Origin of the sequence: Actinomadura madurae, from assembly GCF_047130825.1 — a bacterium.
GTDB lineage: Bacteria > Actinomycetota > Actinomycetes > Streptosporangiales > Streptosporangiaceae > Spirillospora > Spirillospora madurae.
Genome location: NZ_CP083237.1, coordinates 5,953,764 through 5,968,669 on the forward strand (window position 1 = coordinate 5,953,764; position 14,906 = coordinate 5,968,669).

Consider the following 14,906-nt stretch of genomic DNA (forward strand, 5'->3'; position numbering starts at 1 on the left):
GCGTGACGACGGCCGCAGTCACGTCATCGGGGGCATCCTGGGGCCACGACCTCACGGCCGAGACCTCGGACGGTCGGGGGTCGCCGACTCCGCCATGAAAGCGCTGATCAGGTCCACCGCGCCGTCCAAGTCCGTGATCGGGTGCAAGTTGTCCACCCGCCACCACGAGACCTCACCCTTGCGCCGGTTCACCACGACGTAGCCGATGACGTCCGTCGCCGTCCCGCCCCTCCGAGTGACCGTTAGCCCCGGCACCGCGTCGCGCAGCTGGACGTACAGACCGCGCTTGACCAACGCCCGGCAAAGGTCACCCAGCACGCGGAGTTCGGCGTCACGGGAGATAGAAGGACCCATCACCTGTTTCTCGCTTTCGTTGGAGCAGAGCCGACGGCGCGGGGCCTGTGCCCGCCCCTCCCACACACGTGATCCACGGGGGAAATGGGGGACGATCACGCAGCGGGCCATCCTCGTCGCGCCGCCGGCTCTGCCGTTCAATGCGCCATGGCCAGCCCATCGGGCCAGCCGAGGCGTTAGTCGAAGTGGTCGTTGGCCGACCCGTTGAGCTGTCCGGCCTGAGCGGTCACAAAACGAACGACCTGCGCCGCCGCGCCCGGCACGTCGTCGACCGGGTGCTTGCTGTCGTCACGCCGCCAGGTGAACGTCCGCCCGGAGGCCCCGACGAACACCCACACGAACAAGCCCGGATTGGCCGTGCCCACCAGCAGCCCCGGCATCCCCTCGTCCAGTCGGACGGCCAGGCCCAGACCGAGCAGCGAGGTACGCAGATCAGCCAGAAGCCGCAGCTCGAAATCCCTGGCGTTCACGACTCCGCACCGTCCTGCCGCTCGGACGCGTGACCGGTCCCCAGGCAGTCAGGGCAGGTGTCCTGACGGCTGTCAGCCGGAACGCCCGCCACGTGCCCCGGAGCCAACGTCCGCCGTGCAACGCGTCGCTTGACTCCGCGTCCCCTGCAAGAGGTGCAATCGCTCGCCATGACGACACCGTGCCAACGAGTCACGTTGCGTCACGACGCCGTGATCATCTCGTCTTGAGCGTCAACGTCTTGTATCTGTCTCGACTTTGTCTCGTCTTCGATCTCGTGTCGCGCCTAGCCTGGTGAACGCCCACCCAGAGAGGACGGCCGGTGTCTCCCCAACCGATCCTGTTGCAGGTCGTGATTCGTCAGCGCCGCCTACATCGCTACGGCATGTTTCAGGCCGCCTACAACGAGGCCGCCAAGAAGATCTCGCCCGAACTCTCCGGCACCGCCCCGAGCCGTGCCCAGCTCCACCGCTGGACGTCCGGTGAACTCAAGCGCCTCCCTTACACAGACCACTGCCGCGTCTTAGAAGCGATGTTCCCCGAGTGGACCGCCGACGAGCTGTTCGCCCCCTGCCCGCCTCACGTCCTGGCGGACGAGCCCGCGGCCTACGCCGCCCCTAGTGACGAGCGCGCAGACCTTGAGTCGACCGCCGACAGGGTTGGCCCGAACCCCTACGCCGACGTCACCGCCGTCTTCGCCACCCGCGCCGAGTTCTCATTCGCCCACCCACCGCACGCCCTGCTCGACGGCGCGAGCAGCATCCGGGCCGCCGGCCTCTCCCTCAACATGCTGTGCCAGCAGTACCCCGACACCCGTCTCTTCCGGCTCATCGAGGACGGCGCCATCCTGCAAGCCCTGTTCCTGGACCCCGAAGGCGAGGCCATCCGAGCCCGCGAACACGAAGAGGGCTACAGCGACAACCACCTCACCACCCTCACACGCCTGAACATCGAAGTCCTGACCCGCCTGCGCAAGCGCCTATCGCCCGAGGCCCAAGACCGCCTGTCGGTCGCCGTGTACGACGAGACCATCCGGTTCAACATCACGCTCATCAACGACCAGCTCTGCGTGATGCAGCCCTACCTACCGAACGCCCGCGGAGTCGACTCGCCCACCTTCCTCGCCGAGCGCGGTACGACCGGCACCGGACTGTATGGGACGTTCGAAGAGATCTTCAACGCGCTATGGGAACGAGGCCGCACCGTATGACCGACGCACCAGCAGCCCTACTACCCGTCGCCCTCCAAGCAGCGGAGATAGCCAGCGAACTAGTGCGCACCCGCGTCCCCGGCCTAGTCACCGCCAAAGGCGACCGCGACATGGCCAGCGAAGTCGACTACGCCGTCGAACGCGCCGTCCGCGCCCACCTCAAAGAACGAACCCCCGGCATCGCCATCCTCGGCGAGGAAGAGGGCATCAGCGGAGACACCACCGGCGGACTCATGTGGGCGATCGACCCGGTAGATGGCACCGCCAACTTCGTCCGAGGCATCCCCCTGTGCGGTATCTCCATCGGCCTCATCGAACGAGGCCGCCCCGTAGTAGGCGTCATCGACCTACCGTTCTTGGGCAACCGCTACCACGCCGCCCAGCACACCGGCGCCTACCTCGGTGACCGCCGCATCCAAGCCAGCATGACCACCGACCTCAAAGACGCAATCGTGGCCATAGGCGACTACGCCGTGGGCGAGGGAGCCGAAGCCAAGAACCGCCAACGCATCGCCCTCACCGAACGCCTAGCCGCCAACGTCCAACGAATCCGCATGCTCGGCTCAGTAGCCATCGACCTAGCCTGGCTTGCCGAAGGCAAACTAGACGCCAGCATCACCCTCTCCAACAAACCGTGGGACATGGCCGCTGGCGTCATCATCGCCCGCGAAGCGGGAGCCAAGGTCATCAATCACGACGGCACCGATCACACCTTCGCGTCAGCCGCCACCGTCGGCACGACACAAGCGATCGCCAAAGATATAGTCGCTCTAATGGGCGGAACGAGCCAAGCTGCGAACACGCGCTAAACGGCCCGAGACTGCCTCCTTGCAGAAGTCGAAAATCTTCCGTTACAAGAATTGCCCGGCCGAATTATGTGAGCCGGGGCTATTTTCGCTTCTGCTTGCGCGGCTTGGCGATCTTAATCCAGGCGCTCATTTCCCGCTGCTCAATCTCTGTGACCGACTGTGCCAGAAGGCCATCCCGTGTGAGGTCGTCATTGTAGGGCTCAGTCTTTGTCAAATAAAGGCGGCGTTCGGCCTCTACGGCTTCGCGTGCCTCGCTAAATCTGATGTAGTCGTCATGCCAATGGAATATTGACCGTAATCCCGTGAGGATGACAACAAGACTACCGAGGATTGCTGGAACTATGGCATTCTTGGGAGAAAGTACCGCCGAGATCGGTATAGCTGAAGATAGTACTAGCTGAAGAACCTCGGTGAGTCGATAGTACCTCCGCGCCTTTTGAGCTGCACGCTGGTACCAGCGGTAAGAATCATCTGCCAGCGTCAAAACATAAGCAGATTCACTGGAACTCGATTCTTGCGTCGACATCTGGAGACTCCTGCTCACGGCAGGATCTTGTTTGCGTCTGCGTTAAAGCCCGCCGCCTTGAGTTCCTGAACGAGGCGAAGCTTCCAGCCCCCGCCCGCATCGAAGACAATGTAATTCATGCCCTGTACGTCACTCGGAAGCTCCACGCCGTCCTCTTTGAGGATGGCAATGTTTGCCCGACCAAGGGCAGCCAGTACATAGCCAAGTTCCAATACGACATTCTGTCGAGCTCTGCTCGATAGATCGGAGTCGCCTTTAAGGCGACCCTCGTCATCCGCAGTCATTAGTACCACGGCGTATGAAGAGGATCCGATATGAGAACTGACCTTCTCGACTATGGTGCTGCCAGCGGCTGCCTCATCGCTGAGAACAACAACTGCGAGGTCAGTCATCCGCTCAAGGGCGCGGCGCACTTCTTCGCGAGCGGCTGAGTCGCGCCCATGAACCAGAAAGATCACACCCGCTTGTTCTACACTCAAGCTTGAAGCCCCTGTGCTCGAACCTTCTACTTCATAGAGTGACAGTGAGTCAATCAGGGAAAGAATCTTGCGCGCCTTCTCAGCGGCAAGCTTGAGTAGGGTCCCTGTTTGATCCTCCTCAAGATCAAGACTGGAAAAGAATTCCAAATCCTGGAGGTCTGCATAGTCTGACTTGGGACTACTTTCATGCCAAGGAACCGCAGTGAAGCTATTCTCGATAAGCCTCTTGTTGTGTTCATCCCAGCTCTTGAAGGCTGCCAACAGGGTCTTTCGATCAGCCGTGGTAGAAATCGGCATGACCTTAAGTTTCTCGTAGCGCGCAAGTGACTGCTTGAGTTGCGTCTCGAACTTGTCGCGTGGGATGAGCAACCTAGCTGGCATGCGCCCAATATATCAATTGATCATGCGTTCTGGTTGGACTCTCGCTGGAGCGCTGCCGAATTGGGCTGTTTTGGATCAAGGGGCGGCGGCGCTCAGGCCGCTGCGCGGCCCCGCGCCAGGCCGCCCGGAGCGTGCGGCGTGGGCGCCGGTCACCGGACGGCCGCGCTGGGCCGCGCATCGCGCTGCGCCGCCGGCCCCGCCCCATCCGGCCGCCACGGGGGCCGCGCCGCCGTCGCACATGGTGCATCAGGTCAAGCACAAGCCATCCCCGATACAGGGACGTTGCAGGCTGAGGCGGAAATCCGCGGGGCTCCCCCGACCCCGATCTGTCGAGGATGGCGACGGCCAGAACCCGTCAAGGGCGCCTACGGCGTCACTACGTGATGGCCTACGGCCACCCTTGACGGAACCTGTCCGTCGCTAAGTACAGGTCTCGTCGGGGCCGGGGGGAGGAAGGTGAGGGGAAGAAACCAGCTACGCCGGACGCCCAAGACCCTCGCAGATGTCGCACGCCAGGCGAATGCAGGTGGCCGGTTGCGGGCAGCGAGTTCACCTTGAACAATCGTTGGATATGGCCGCGCTGTCCGTAGCATCGGGCTCATGCGGCAGAGCGGACAGACACCGGGGTATCGGCCGATCAAGGACGCACACAAGACACTCGGGCTGTGGTCGATCCGCCGGGCATTGACCTTCGCCTTCACCGCCGCTGTGGTGTTGCTGGTCGCCGCCTGGTTCCTGGTGCTGTGGCTGCTGGGCTCGCCATCCCAGGCAAAGCCGAAGCCACTGGAGACCAAGGATCTCCTGGAATTGCTCAAACTTGTCTTTGCCCTAGTGGCCGGAGTCGGTGCCCTGGTAGCCCTGGTCACCGCCTATCGCCGCCAACGCGTCGACGAGGCTGCTGGTGAACGCGCCGAACGCGTCCAAGCCCATGTCGAATACGGCCAGGCCGTCGAGTTGCTCGGACATGATAAAGCGGCCGTCCGGCTAGGTGGGCTGTACTCCCTAGAGCGCCTGGCTCAAGACCACCCCTACTACCGGCAAACCGTCATCGACGTCGTCTGCTCTTACCTGCGGATGCCCTTTCGGCTCCCACCCACTTGGCAGGACCCCGAAGGTAGCGAATCGAACAACTCTACCCGCTTCGATCCGGTTGCCACTGACTTAGCCCACCAAGAACTCCAAGTTCGGCTCACTGTGCAAAAACTCCTGAAACGTCACTTGATCACGACGCAATTAGGAGAGCAGGATCTCCCCTCCTACTGGGAGAACATTGACGTCGACCTCAGCGGCGCGCAATTGATCTTTTTCGACTTCAATGGCTGCTCTCCAAGAGATGCTCGTTTCATCGACGCTCGTTTTAGTGGGAGCGCTGGATTCCGGGAGGCACGGTTCAGCGGAGCCGTCAACTTCGCCGGGGCGCAATTCGGTGAGGCTGTCAGCTTCGGCGAGACTCAATTCGGTGGGACTGTCGACTTCAGCGAGGCGCACTTTGAGGGAGCTGCTGGATTCGGCGCGGCTCGATTTGGTGGGACTATCAGCTTCGGCGGAGCGCAGTTCAATGGGACTGCTGGGTTCGGCGGAGCGCAATTCAGCGGGGATGCCGTGTTCGGCGGAGCGCAGTTCAATGGGACCGCTGGGTTCGGCGGAGCGCAGTTCGGTGGGGCCGGCGGCTTCCACGGGGCGCGGTTTGGCAGCGATGCCTGGTTCGCTGAAGCGCGGTTCGTTGGAGATGCGAGATTCGGCGGAGGGGTTCAGTTCAGTGGGGATGCCACCTTTAGGGAGGCGCGGTTCGGCGGTGACGCCCAGTTCCGCGGGGCGTGGTTCGGTGGGACCGCTGGGTTCGGCGGAGCGCAGTTCAGCGGTACCACTAGGTTCCATGAAGCGCAGTTCGAAAGCGAATCTAACTTTGATGGAGCCACAGTGAGCGATCCGAACGTCGATCACGCGTGGCCAAGTTCCTGGCGTGTGCAGATAGGCGACAACGGCTTGGCTCGGCTCACCCGTAGGGACGGACAGCAGCGGTGACAGCATCACCAGCAGACGCCTCCGCACGTGATCCGTCACCGTGAGGTCAGCGCGGGGAAGCCAGCCAGCGACCCTGGCCATGGTCGAACGGATAAAGATGCGGCGATCCGGCCAAGGCCCGGACAGCACAGAGGGCACATCGGGGGCACATGGGGGCGCGATCATGTGCGAGACGTTGAGAGTGACCGAGGGGACGAGGACCAGGTCAGCACCGTTATGCGCGATATCGTCGCTGGTCGCGATCTTGGGGTTTTAGAACTCGGTCTTCTAGGCGCCCGGCCCTCCGACCAGGGCTGTGGCCGACCGACGCGGGGGTCTGCGGCTGCTCTGGGCCTACGTCCAGCCTTGGGTGTGGAGGCGGTCGAGGGTGCGGGTGAGGATCGCGTGGCCTGGGGCTTCTTTTTCCCACCAGAGTGACCAGTTGACGTGGATCCGGAGCTGGATGAAGGTGTCGAAGTCTTCGTGGTCGGGGCGCCGGGTTCCGGTGTGGTTGTGCGCGTCCATGGAGAGCGGCGGCCAGGTGACCATGTGGGCCCGGTGGGCCCATGTCGTGCCGTCGTCCGCGCGTATCAGCGGGATGTGGACGTCGGCATTGCGGTTGTCGTAGTCGTCGACCACCAGGTGGTCCGCCGGGCCGTGCTGCTGCGGCACGTGGGCCATGGTGTCGTGGACGTACATCTCCTCCCATTCGACCCATTGGCCGGTGGATACGTCGTCTGGGTCGTCGAGCGCGCGAGCGGCCACCTCGAACATGCTCGCCTCGTCGATCGTCTCGGCCTTCACCTCCACCGGGTCGACATAGGCGGAGTGCGCGTACTGGGGTGTGTCCGGGGTCGTCAGGTACCAGTTCCAGCGGCGCGGAACGTGGACGCCGATGCCGGGGATGCCGTCGACCTCCTCCACGACCCGCCGGGTGATCCCGAAGTCCAGGGGACGCGCCAGGTCGCGTGACAGCTCACCGAGCGCGCCGATGGCGGATCGGGCGGTCAACCGCTCGAAGCCCTGCCATGACAGGTCCCCGCGCTTGAGCCCCCGTTCGAGCGTGATTCCCTTGCTGTCCTTGTAGACCCAATGCTCGGCGGGGGTGATCATCTGCGCTCCGGGTTTTACGGGTCGGGGATTATCGTGGCGGTCAGGAAACGGCCGTTCGCGGAGCGGGCGTACGTCACTTCTTCGCCGTACGGGACGACGGACGCGAAAGGGATCTCCGTGGGGTAGACGGCTTTGCGGAGATCCGCCAGGAAGGCGTCGTCGGGAAGGTGGGCCGCGGCGGCTGCGATTTCCGGGTCGTCGGATACGCGCGCCGTGGCCGCCGGCATGGGTTGGACGGTGTTCTCAGGATGGCGGGATAGGGATTCCTCGTTGCCGAACAGCCAGTCGCTGAACGCCTGGCCCAGGTCGCCATCGGTTCGCAGGGCGGCCTCCAGCCCTGACGCCAGGTTGTCCGCCCAGCTCAGCAGGCTCGGGGCCACGAGGCGGGCATGGGGTTCCTCCCAGAAACTGAAGACCCGGCCCCAAGCACCGTTCTCCACGTCCACGTAGTACGTCGTCGCGGAACCGTCGCTGTGCAGAAGCCAGTAGGTGGAGGAATCGGCGCCCAGCGGCCAGTTCTCGTTCGCCACCGGGACGTGGTTGTCGGGGTGGTTGAAGTCGAAGACGTGCCGGTCGCCGATCGTGAAACCGCCGACGGTTCCGAGGAATGCGCGGACGTCCTCGGGGACGGGTGTCGCCCACGAAGACATCTCGTCGTCCGGAACGGCCGGCAGGAGCCCTATCCGGCCGTCCGAGACCCTCGCCAGCTCCTGAAAGCGGGCGGCCACTGCGTGCGGCATCCGGTGCGCCTCCTCAAGATCCCTGATGAGGGATGGTAGCCCGAGGAGGCGCCGGTCAGTCGGCGTAGCTGGGAAGCATCCGCTCGTGCGCCTCGCGCAGCTCGGACAGGGGGACGGTGAACAGCTCCTGCTGGTCGCCGTCCGGGCCGCGTCCCGTCACGTTCAGCGCGTCGCCGCCCGCCACGCCCAGCTGCGTGACCGGGACGCCCGCCGACTCGCAGAGGGCCGCCAGGCGCGCTTCGGCGCCCGGACGGACCGCCACCATGGCGCGGGCCACCGACTCGCTGAACAGCGTGACGAACGCGTCGCCCGGCAGGGTGACGCGGGCGCCGAGGCCGCCGCGCAGGCACGACTCCACCAGCGTCTGCGACAGCCCGCCGTCGGACAGGTCGTGCACGGCGGTGACCAGGCCGTCCCGGATGGCGGCGACCATCACCGACGCGAGCGCGGCCTCCGCCTTCAGGTCCACCAGCGGCGGCAGGCCGCCCAGGTGCCCGTAGACGACGTGCGCCCACTCGGAGCCGCCGAACTCCTCGCGGGTCTCGCCTAGCAGCGCGAGCGTGGCGCCGTCGGACGTCAGCGACATGTTCACCCGGCGGCGCACGTCGTCGTGGACGCCGAGGACGCCGATCACCGGTGTCGGATTGATCGGGGTCTCGCCCGTCTGGTTGTAGAAGCTGACATTGCCGCCCGTCACCGGGATGCCGAGGTACTGGCAGCCGTCCGCGAGGCCCTCGACGGCGCGCGCGAACTGCCACATGACGCCCGGGTCCTCCGGGGAGCCGAAGTTGAGGCAGTTGGTGACGGCCAGGGGCCGCGCACCGGTCGCGGCGACGTTGCGGTACGCCTCCGACAGCGCGAGCTGGGCGCCCGAGTACGGGTCGAGACGCGCGTAGCGGCCGTTGCCGTCCAGGGACAGCGCGATGCCCAGGCCGGACTCGTCGTCGATGCGCACCACGCCCGCGTTCTCCGGCATGGCCATGACGGTGTTGCCGAGGACGTACCGGTCGTACTGCGACGTCACCCACGTCTTGCTGGCGAGGTTCGGCGCCCCGGCCAGCCACAGGACCGTCCGGCGCAGCTCGTCGCCGTTGGACGGGCGGGTGAGCCGCCCCGGCGTGTCGGACTGCAGCGCGCCGAGGTCCTTCGGCGGCTCCAGCGGCCGGTTGTAGACCGGGCCCTCGTCGGCGGCCGTGACCGGCGGGATGTCGACGATCGTCTCGCCCCGCCACGTCATGACCAGGCGGCGGGTGTCGGTGACCGCGCCGATGACGGTCGCGGGGATCTCCCAGCGGGCGCAGATCTCCATGAAACGCTCGACCTTGGCGGGCTCCACCACCGCCATCATCCGCTCCTGCGACTCGCTCATGAGGATCTCCTCCGGGCGGAGCGTCTCGTCGCGGAGCGGGACGGCGTCGAGGTCGACGTGCATGCCGCCGGTGCCGGCCGCGGCCAGCTCCGTCGTCGCGCAGGACACGCCGGCCGCGCCGAGGTCCTGGATGCCGACCACGAGGTCCTCGCGGAACAGCTCCAGGCAGCACTCGATGAGCAGCTTCTCCATGAACGGGTCGCCGACCTGGACCGACGGCCGCTTCTGGTGCGACTCCTCGTCGAACGTCGCGGACGCGAGGACGGACGCGCCGCCGATGCCGTCCGGGCCGGTGAGGGCGCCGAACAGGATCACCTGGTTGCCGGGGCCGGGGGCCACGGCGCGCTTGATGTCCTCGTGCTTCATCACGCCGACGCACAACGCGTTGACGAGCGGGTTCTGCTCGTAGCAGGCGTCGAAGACCGTCTCGCCGCCGATGTTGGGCAGGCCCAGCGAGTTGCCGTAGCCGCCCACGCCCGCCACCACGCCGGGCAGGACGCGCTGGGTGTCGGGGGCGTCCGCCGGGCCGAACCGGAGCGAGTCCATGACGGCGATCGGCCGCGCGCCCATCGACATGATGTCGCGGACGATCCCGCCGACGCCGGTCGCGGCGCCCTGGTACGGCTCGACGTAGGACGGGTGGTTGTGCGACTCCACCTTGAAGGTGACCGCCCAGCCCTGGCCGATGTCCACGACCCCGGCGTTCTCCCCCATGCCGACCAGGAGCTTGTCGGTCTTCGGGGCCTTCTCGCCGAACTGGCGCAGGTGCACCTTGGAGCTCTTGTAGGAGCAGTGCTCGCTCCACATGACCGAGTAGATCGCCAGCTCGGCCGACGTGGGGCGGCGCCCCAGGATGTGCCGGACGCGCTGGTACTCCTCGCCGTTCATCCCCAGCTCGGCGAACGGCTGCGGACGGTCGGGGGACGCGGCGGCGATGGCGACGGTGTCCGTGCCGTGGTCGGCGGGCGCGATCGCCGGCTGCGGGCCGGTGCCCCGTCCGATGGCCGGCTGCGGGCCCGTCCCGGAGCCCACGGCGGGCTGCGGCCCGGTGCCGGGGCCGACGGCGGGCTGCGGCCCGGTGCCAGACCCCACGGCGGGCTGAGGACCCGTCCCAGGGCCCACGGCAGGCTGGGGGCCGGTGCCGGGGCCGACCGGAGGCTGCGGGCCGGTGCCGGGGCCCTCGGCGCCGAACCGGACCAGCGGACCCGTGTTCAGGTCGACGAGAGGCTGCGGGCCGGTCCCCGGGCCGCCGGGCCCCACAGCGGGCTGAGGACCCGTCCCAGAGCCGACGACGGGCTGCGGACTCGTACCGGGACCCACCGGAGGCTGCGGGCCCGCACCGGGCCCCACAGCGGGCTGTGGACGGGTTCCGGAGCCCACGGCGGGCTGCGGGCCCGTCCCAGAGCCCACGGGCGGCTGCGGACCCGTCCCAGAGCCGACGGCAGGCTGGGGGCCGGTGCCGGACCCCACCGCGGGCTGGGGGCCCGTGCCGGAGCCCACGGCAGGCTGCGGGCCGGAGTCGGACGGAGGCGGCGGGGCCGCGAAACCGCTCAGGTCGGGCACGGTCAGCGAGGAGTCCGTCGCGGTGACGTTCGGGTCACCGGCGGCGCGCTCCTCCTCCAGCGCACGCGCGAACTCCTGCTCAGGGCCCTGAGCAGGCCCCGACGGGACGTCCGACGACGACTGCTCACCGTTCAGCACCGGAATGGGCCCGGTGAAGGGCCCCGGCGAGCGCTCGGCCGGAGGCTCCTGCCGGGACGGCCGGACCACGGGCATGTCCTCGTCGACGATGGCCTTGAAACCCTGCGTCACCGCGGGGTTGACGGGCTGGAGCTCAGGGTCGTCGGCGTCGGACCTGAGCTCGCCGAGCCACTCCATCGACGGCTCGTCACTGTCCCGGGTCGCGCGCCCCGAACCATGGGGCCGTTGCTCACTCATGCGTCCTCCTTGTGGGGGACGATCCCCCACACCCCCTGGTTCGCGCCGCTCATGCGCTCTTCCTGTGGGGGAGCGATCCCCCACGTCCCCTGGTTCGCTGCGCTCATGCGTTGACCAGTCTCTTAACAACCGAAGCAAAGAACCCGAGCCCGTCCGTAGAAGGCCCGGTAAGGGACTCCACGGCGTGCTCGGGATGGGGCATGAGCCCGACAACGTTGCCGGCCTCGTTGCAGATCCCGGCGATGTCGTCGAGAGAGCCGTTCGGGTTCAGGTCGAGGTACCGGGCGACGATCCGGCCGGTGTCGGCCAGCTCGATCAGGGTCTCCCGGTCGGCGGTGTAGCGGCCGTCCCGGTTCTTCACCGGGATCACCAGCTCCTGCCCCTCGGTGTACTCACTGGTCCACGCGGTGTCGGTGTTCTCCACCCGCAACCGCTGGTCGCGGCAGACGAAGTGCAGGCCGGCGTTCGGGAGCAGCGCGCCCGGCAGCAGGTGCGACTCGCACAGCACCTGGAAGCCGTTGCAGATGCCGAGGACGGGCAGGCCGTCGCCGGCGGCGGCCGTCAGCTCGGTCATCAGCGGCGCGAACCGGGCGATCGCCCCCGCCCGCAGGTAGTCCCCGTAGGAGAACCCGCCGGGCAGGACGACCGCGTCGACGCCCTGCAGGTCGTGGTCGGCGTGCCAGAGCGCGACCGGCTCGGCGCCGGCGAGCCGCACCGCGCGTGCGGCGTCCCTGTCGTCCAGGGAACCAGGGAAGGTGATGATCCCCACCCGGGCAGCGTCCATCTGTTCTGTTCCTCCGAAATGAGGTGCGGCCGGGACGGGCGGGATCCTCTCCGCCGATCACCCCGCTGCGCGTCGCATTCCCCCTGCGCGCGTACCAATCTACCCGGCGTTGTGCATGAGGTCGCGGTCGAGGCGACCTATCAGTGCCCCGTCGCTCCAGGTCAGGCGCTTCCGCAGGTGAACGACGGTGCCTCGATCCGGCGCGGAGTCGATGTCCAGGTCGTCCACCAGCGCACGCATGATCCTAATGCCGCGCCCGGACTCGCTCAAAACCCCCCGGTCCTCCGGGGCCGGCCGGGGCCCGCGGCCCCAATCCATGATCTTGAACTGGCCCATGCCCGCGTCGACGTGCCCCGTGACCCTGTAGTCCCCGGCCGCCCGGACATGCTGGACGACGTTGGTGCACGCCTCGGAGACGGCGACCAGGAGGTCGTCGACGCAGCCCTCGGAAACGCCCAGCCCGCGCAGCGCGTCCCCCACCACCCGGCGGACCACCGGGATGCTCCGCGCGTCGCGCGGCAGCGCGAGCGAGAACCTCATCTCCACCCGGACACCTCGTGTCATGCCCCGGGCTTCCCACCGTTTCCCCCGGCCCCGGAGCGTGCTCGACGACTCGACGCAGCTAACACTTCCCCGGCGGAATATCGCGTAACCGCCATACTCGCCGGTGGTTACAGAACGTGAACCTCGTAGTTCTCGATGACGGGGTTCGCCAGCAGCGTTTCGGCGATCTTGCCGACCTGCTCCAGGGCGGCCTCGTCGGCGTCCCCCTCCAGCTCCACCTCGAACCGCTTGCCCTGCCGGACGGCGACGACCCCGTCGTAGCCCATCTGCGGCAGCTTCCGGGCGATCGCCTGGCCCTGCGGGTCGAGGATCTCCGGCTTGAGCATGACGTCCACGACGACACGCGCCACGGTCGCCCCCTCACTGATCAGCGCTTTTCCTTACGATCCTGAAGCGTACGGCACCATGGCCGAGCACGATCCATCCGCACCCCCGGAGCCACGCGATGAACATCGACGACCTGACCCCGCCGGAGCGCCGCCTCTGGGAGGCCTTCCCCAGGGGCGAATCGGTCGACCTGTCATCCGGCGACCGGCAGCTCGACGACATCACGCGGTCCGACCGCTGGGGACACGACCGGGTGGTCAGGGCGGAGGTCCTCGTCGCGCTGCTCGTCGGCGCCGTGGAGGCCGAGCCCGGGCAGGTCGCCGCCGTCCGGCTCGGCGGGGCGCGCATCACCGGCTCGCTGAACCTCGGGCACGCGGAGGTCCACGTCCCGCTGGCGCTCACCGGGTGCGACTTCGACGAGGCGCCGCACCTGTACTGGGCGAGCATGAGCAGCGTGCACCTGATGCGCTGCCGCCTGCCGGGCCTGATCGCGTCCGGCACCCGGGTGGACGGGCACCTGTGGCTGGAGGGCAGCCGCATCAACGGCGGCCTGTGGCTGGACGGGGCGAACATCACCGGCATCCTGAACATGTCGGGCGTCCACCTGGCCAACCCCGGCGGGGACGCGCTGCTGGCCGACCGCCTGTCGGTCGAGGCGAACGTCTACTGCGACCAGGGGTTCTCGGCCAACGGCGAGGTCCGGCTGCCGGGCGCCCGCGTCGGCGGCCAGCTGATCTTCCGGGGCGCCCGGCTGCACAACCCGTCCGGCGCGGCCCTGTACGCCAGCCGCCTGGACGTGGCCGCGAACGTGTTCTGCGACGGCGGGTTCGTCGCCGAGGGCGAGGTGCGGCTGCGCGGCGCCCGGGTCGGCGGCTACCTCTCGTTCGTCGGCGCCCGCCTGTCCGCGCCCCAGCGGACCGCGCTCAACGCCGACGACCTGGCCGTCGAGACCGACGTCTACTGCTCGGACGGCTTCACCGCGACCGGGGCGGTCAGCTTCTCCGGCGCGCGCGTCACCGGCCAGCTGAGCCTGCGGGACGCCCGGCTGCGGCACGACCAGGGGACGGCCCTCAGCCTGCAGCGCGTCCAGGCCGAGGAGCTGCTCCTGCGCACCGCCGAGCCGGTCAGGGGCACCACGGACCTGTCCTACGCCCGGATCAACCTGATGCGCGACGACGCCGCCTCGTGGCCGGAGCGCCTCCAGCTCGACGGCCTCCAGTACGAGACCCTCGAACCGCCGCTCACCGCCCGCGAGCGCCTCGCCTGGCTGCGCCGCGACACCGACGGTTACGCACCGCAACCGTACGAGCGGCTCGCGCAGACGTACCGCTCGCTCGGCCTGGACGCCGACGGCCGCTCCGTCCTGCTCGCCAAGGCCCGCGACCGGCGCAAGACCCAGGGCGTCCCCCGCAAGATCGTCGGCTGGATGCAGGACGGCCTGGTCGGGTACGGCTACCGCCCGTTCCGCGCCGCGAGCTGGCTAGTCGGCCTCCTGGCCTTCGGGACGATCGTCTTCTCCCTCCACAAGCCGGACGTCCTCGACACCGGCCACAAACCGCACTTCAACGCGTTCTTCTACACGCTCGACCTGCTCCTGCCCATCGGCAGCCTCGGCCAGGAGATGGAGTTCGCCCCGAAGGGCGTCTACCAGTGGATCGCCAACCTCATCGTCGCGGCGGGCCTGATCCTCGGCCTGACCGTCGCGGCCGGCGCGACGCGGGCGCTCTCCCGCGAGTAGCGGCCGGGGGTGTGGCACCCCGGAACGGCGGCGTCAGTGGGCGGGAGCGGGGTAGGGACCTCGATGCCGGGGCTTGCATCACAGGGTGTGATGTCTGCCACG

The 14,906-nt window shown here is 67.8% G+C and carries 14 protein-coding genes; 4 read left to right on the top strand and 10 right to left on the bottom strand.

From position 1 onward, the window contains the following. Positions 1-51 precede the first annotated feature (51 nt). Positions 52-453: a hypothetical protein gene (locus tag K8Z49_RS26985; protein ID WP_412515537.1), complete on the bottom strand. Its 402-nt coding sequence runs from the start codon at positions 451-453 to the stop codon at positions 52-54. Positions 454-530: 77 nt separating this feature from the next. Then, a complete protein-coding gene (locus K8Z49_RS26990) occupies positions 531-824 on the bottom strand; it encodes a hypothetical protein (RefSeq protein ID WP_412515538.1) in 294 nt (97 codons plus the stop codon). A 350-nt stretch (positions 825-1,174) separates the two neighbouring features. On the opposite strand from K8Z49_RS26990, the gene K8Z49_RS26995 reads away from it, so the two are divergent. Together K8Z49_RS26995 and K8Z49_RS27000 are read left to right on the top strand one after the other, a co-directional pair. After that, positions 1,175-2,032, top strand: a complete 858-nt coding sequence (locus K8Z49_RS26995; protein ID WP_412521178.1) for a DUF5919 domain-containing protein — start codon at positions 1,175-1,177, stop codon at positions 2,030-2,032. After that, the gene (locus tag K8Z49_RS27000; protein WP_412515539.1) at positions 2,029-2,841 is read left to right on the top strand and encodes an inositol monophosphatase family protein; all 813 of its coding nucleotides are present in this window, start codon (positions 2,029-2,031) and stop codon (positions 2,839-2,841) included. The genes K8Z49_RS26995 and K8Z49_RS27000 overlap by 4 nt, the downstream gene beginning before the upstream one ends. A gap of 79 nt (positions 2,842-2,920) precedes the next feature. Here K8Z49_RS27000 and K8Z49_RS27005 read toward each other — a convergent pair whose 3' ends face one another. Next, on the bottom strand, positions 2,921-3,367 hold the full coding sequence (locus tag K8Z49_RS27005) for a DUF4231 domain-containing protein (RefSeq protein WP_412515540.1): 447 nt from the start codon (positions 3,365-3,367) through the stop codon (positions 2,921-2,923). Positions 3,368-3,381: 14 nt separating this feature from the next. Next, the gene (locus K8Z49_RS27010; protein ID WP_412515541.1) at positions 3,382-4,227 is read right to left on the bottom strand and encodes a TIR domain-containing protein; all 846 of its coding nucleotides are present in this window, start codon (positions 4,225-4,227) and stop codon (positions 3,382-3,384) included. A 600-nt stretch (positions 4,228-4,827) separates the two neighbouring features. Here K8Z49_RS27010 and K8Z49_RS27015 point away from each other — a divergent pair. Further along, positions 4,828-6,252, top strand: a complete 1,425-nt coding sequence (locus tag K8Z49_RS27015) for a pentapeptide repeat-containing protein (RefSeq protein WP_412515542.1) — start codon at positions 4,828-4,830, stop codon at positions 6,250-6,252. 333 nt (positions 6,253-6,585) lie between these two features. Here the strand turns inward: K8Z49_RS27015 and K8Z49_RS27020 are convergent, their stop codons facing one another. The 6 genes from K8Z49_RS27020 to purS form a co-directional block, all read right to left on the bottom strand. Next, positions 6,586-7,344 carry a hypothetical protein gene (locus K8Z49_RS27020; RefSeq protein WP_412515543.1) on the bottom strand — a complete coding sequence of 253 codons (759 nt, stop codon included), beginning with the start codon at positions 7,342-7,344 and terminating at the stop codon, positions 6,586-6,588. Positions 7,345-7,358: 14 nt separating this feature from the next. Continuing rightward, positions 7,359-8,084, bottom strand: coding sequence for a hypothetical protein (locus K8Z49_RS27025; protein WP_412515544.1), 726 nt, complete (start codon positions 8,082-8,084; stop codon positions 7,359-7,361). A gap of 55 nt (positions 8,085-8,139) precedes the next feature. Next, the gene (gene purL, locus K8Z49_RS27030; RefSeq protein ID WP_412521180.1) at positions 8,140-10,341 is read right to left on the bottom strand and encodes a phosphoribosylformylglycinamidine synthase subunit PurL; all 2,202 of its coding nucleotides are present in this window, start codon (positions 10,339-10,341) and stop codon (positions 8,140-8,142) included. 1,153 nt (positions 10,342-11,494) lie between these two features. Beyond that, positions 11,495-12,175, bottom strand: a complete 681-nt coding sequence (purQ, locus tag K8Z49_RS27035) for a phosphoribosylformylglycinamidine synthase subunit PurQ (protein ID WP_021599205.1) — start codon at positions 12,173-12,175, stop codon at positions 11,495-11,497. 99 nt (positions 12,176-12,274) lie between these two features. Beyond that, complete coding sequence (locus K8Z49_RS27040) at positions 12,275-12,715, bottom strand: ATP-binding protein (protein ID WP_244938551.1); 441 nt, start codon at positions 12,713-12,715, stop codon at positions 12,275-12,277. A gap of 131 nt (positions 12,716-12,846) precedes the next feature. Then, positions 12,847-13,089, bottom strand: coding sequence for a phosphoribosylformylglycinamidine synthase subunit PurS (purS, locus tag K8Z49_RS27045; RefSeq protein ID WP_021599207.1), 243 nt, complete (start codon positions 13,087-13,089; stop codon positions 12,847-12,849). Positions 13,090-13,184: 95 nt separating this feature from the next. Between purS and K8Z49_RS27050 the strand changes: the two genes are divergently transcribed. After that, positions 13,185-14,804 (top strand): hypothetical protein, encoded by a 1,620-nt coding sequence (locus K8Z49_RS27050; RefSeq protein ID WP_021599208.1) that lies wholly within the window; start codon positions 13,185-13,187, stop codon positions 14,802-14,804. Positions 14,805-14,906: the final 102 nt, after the last annotated feature.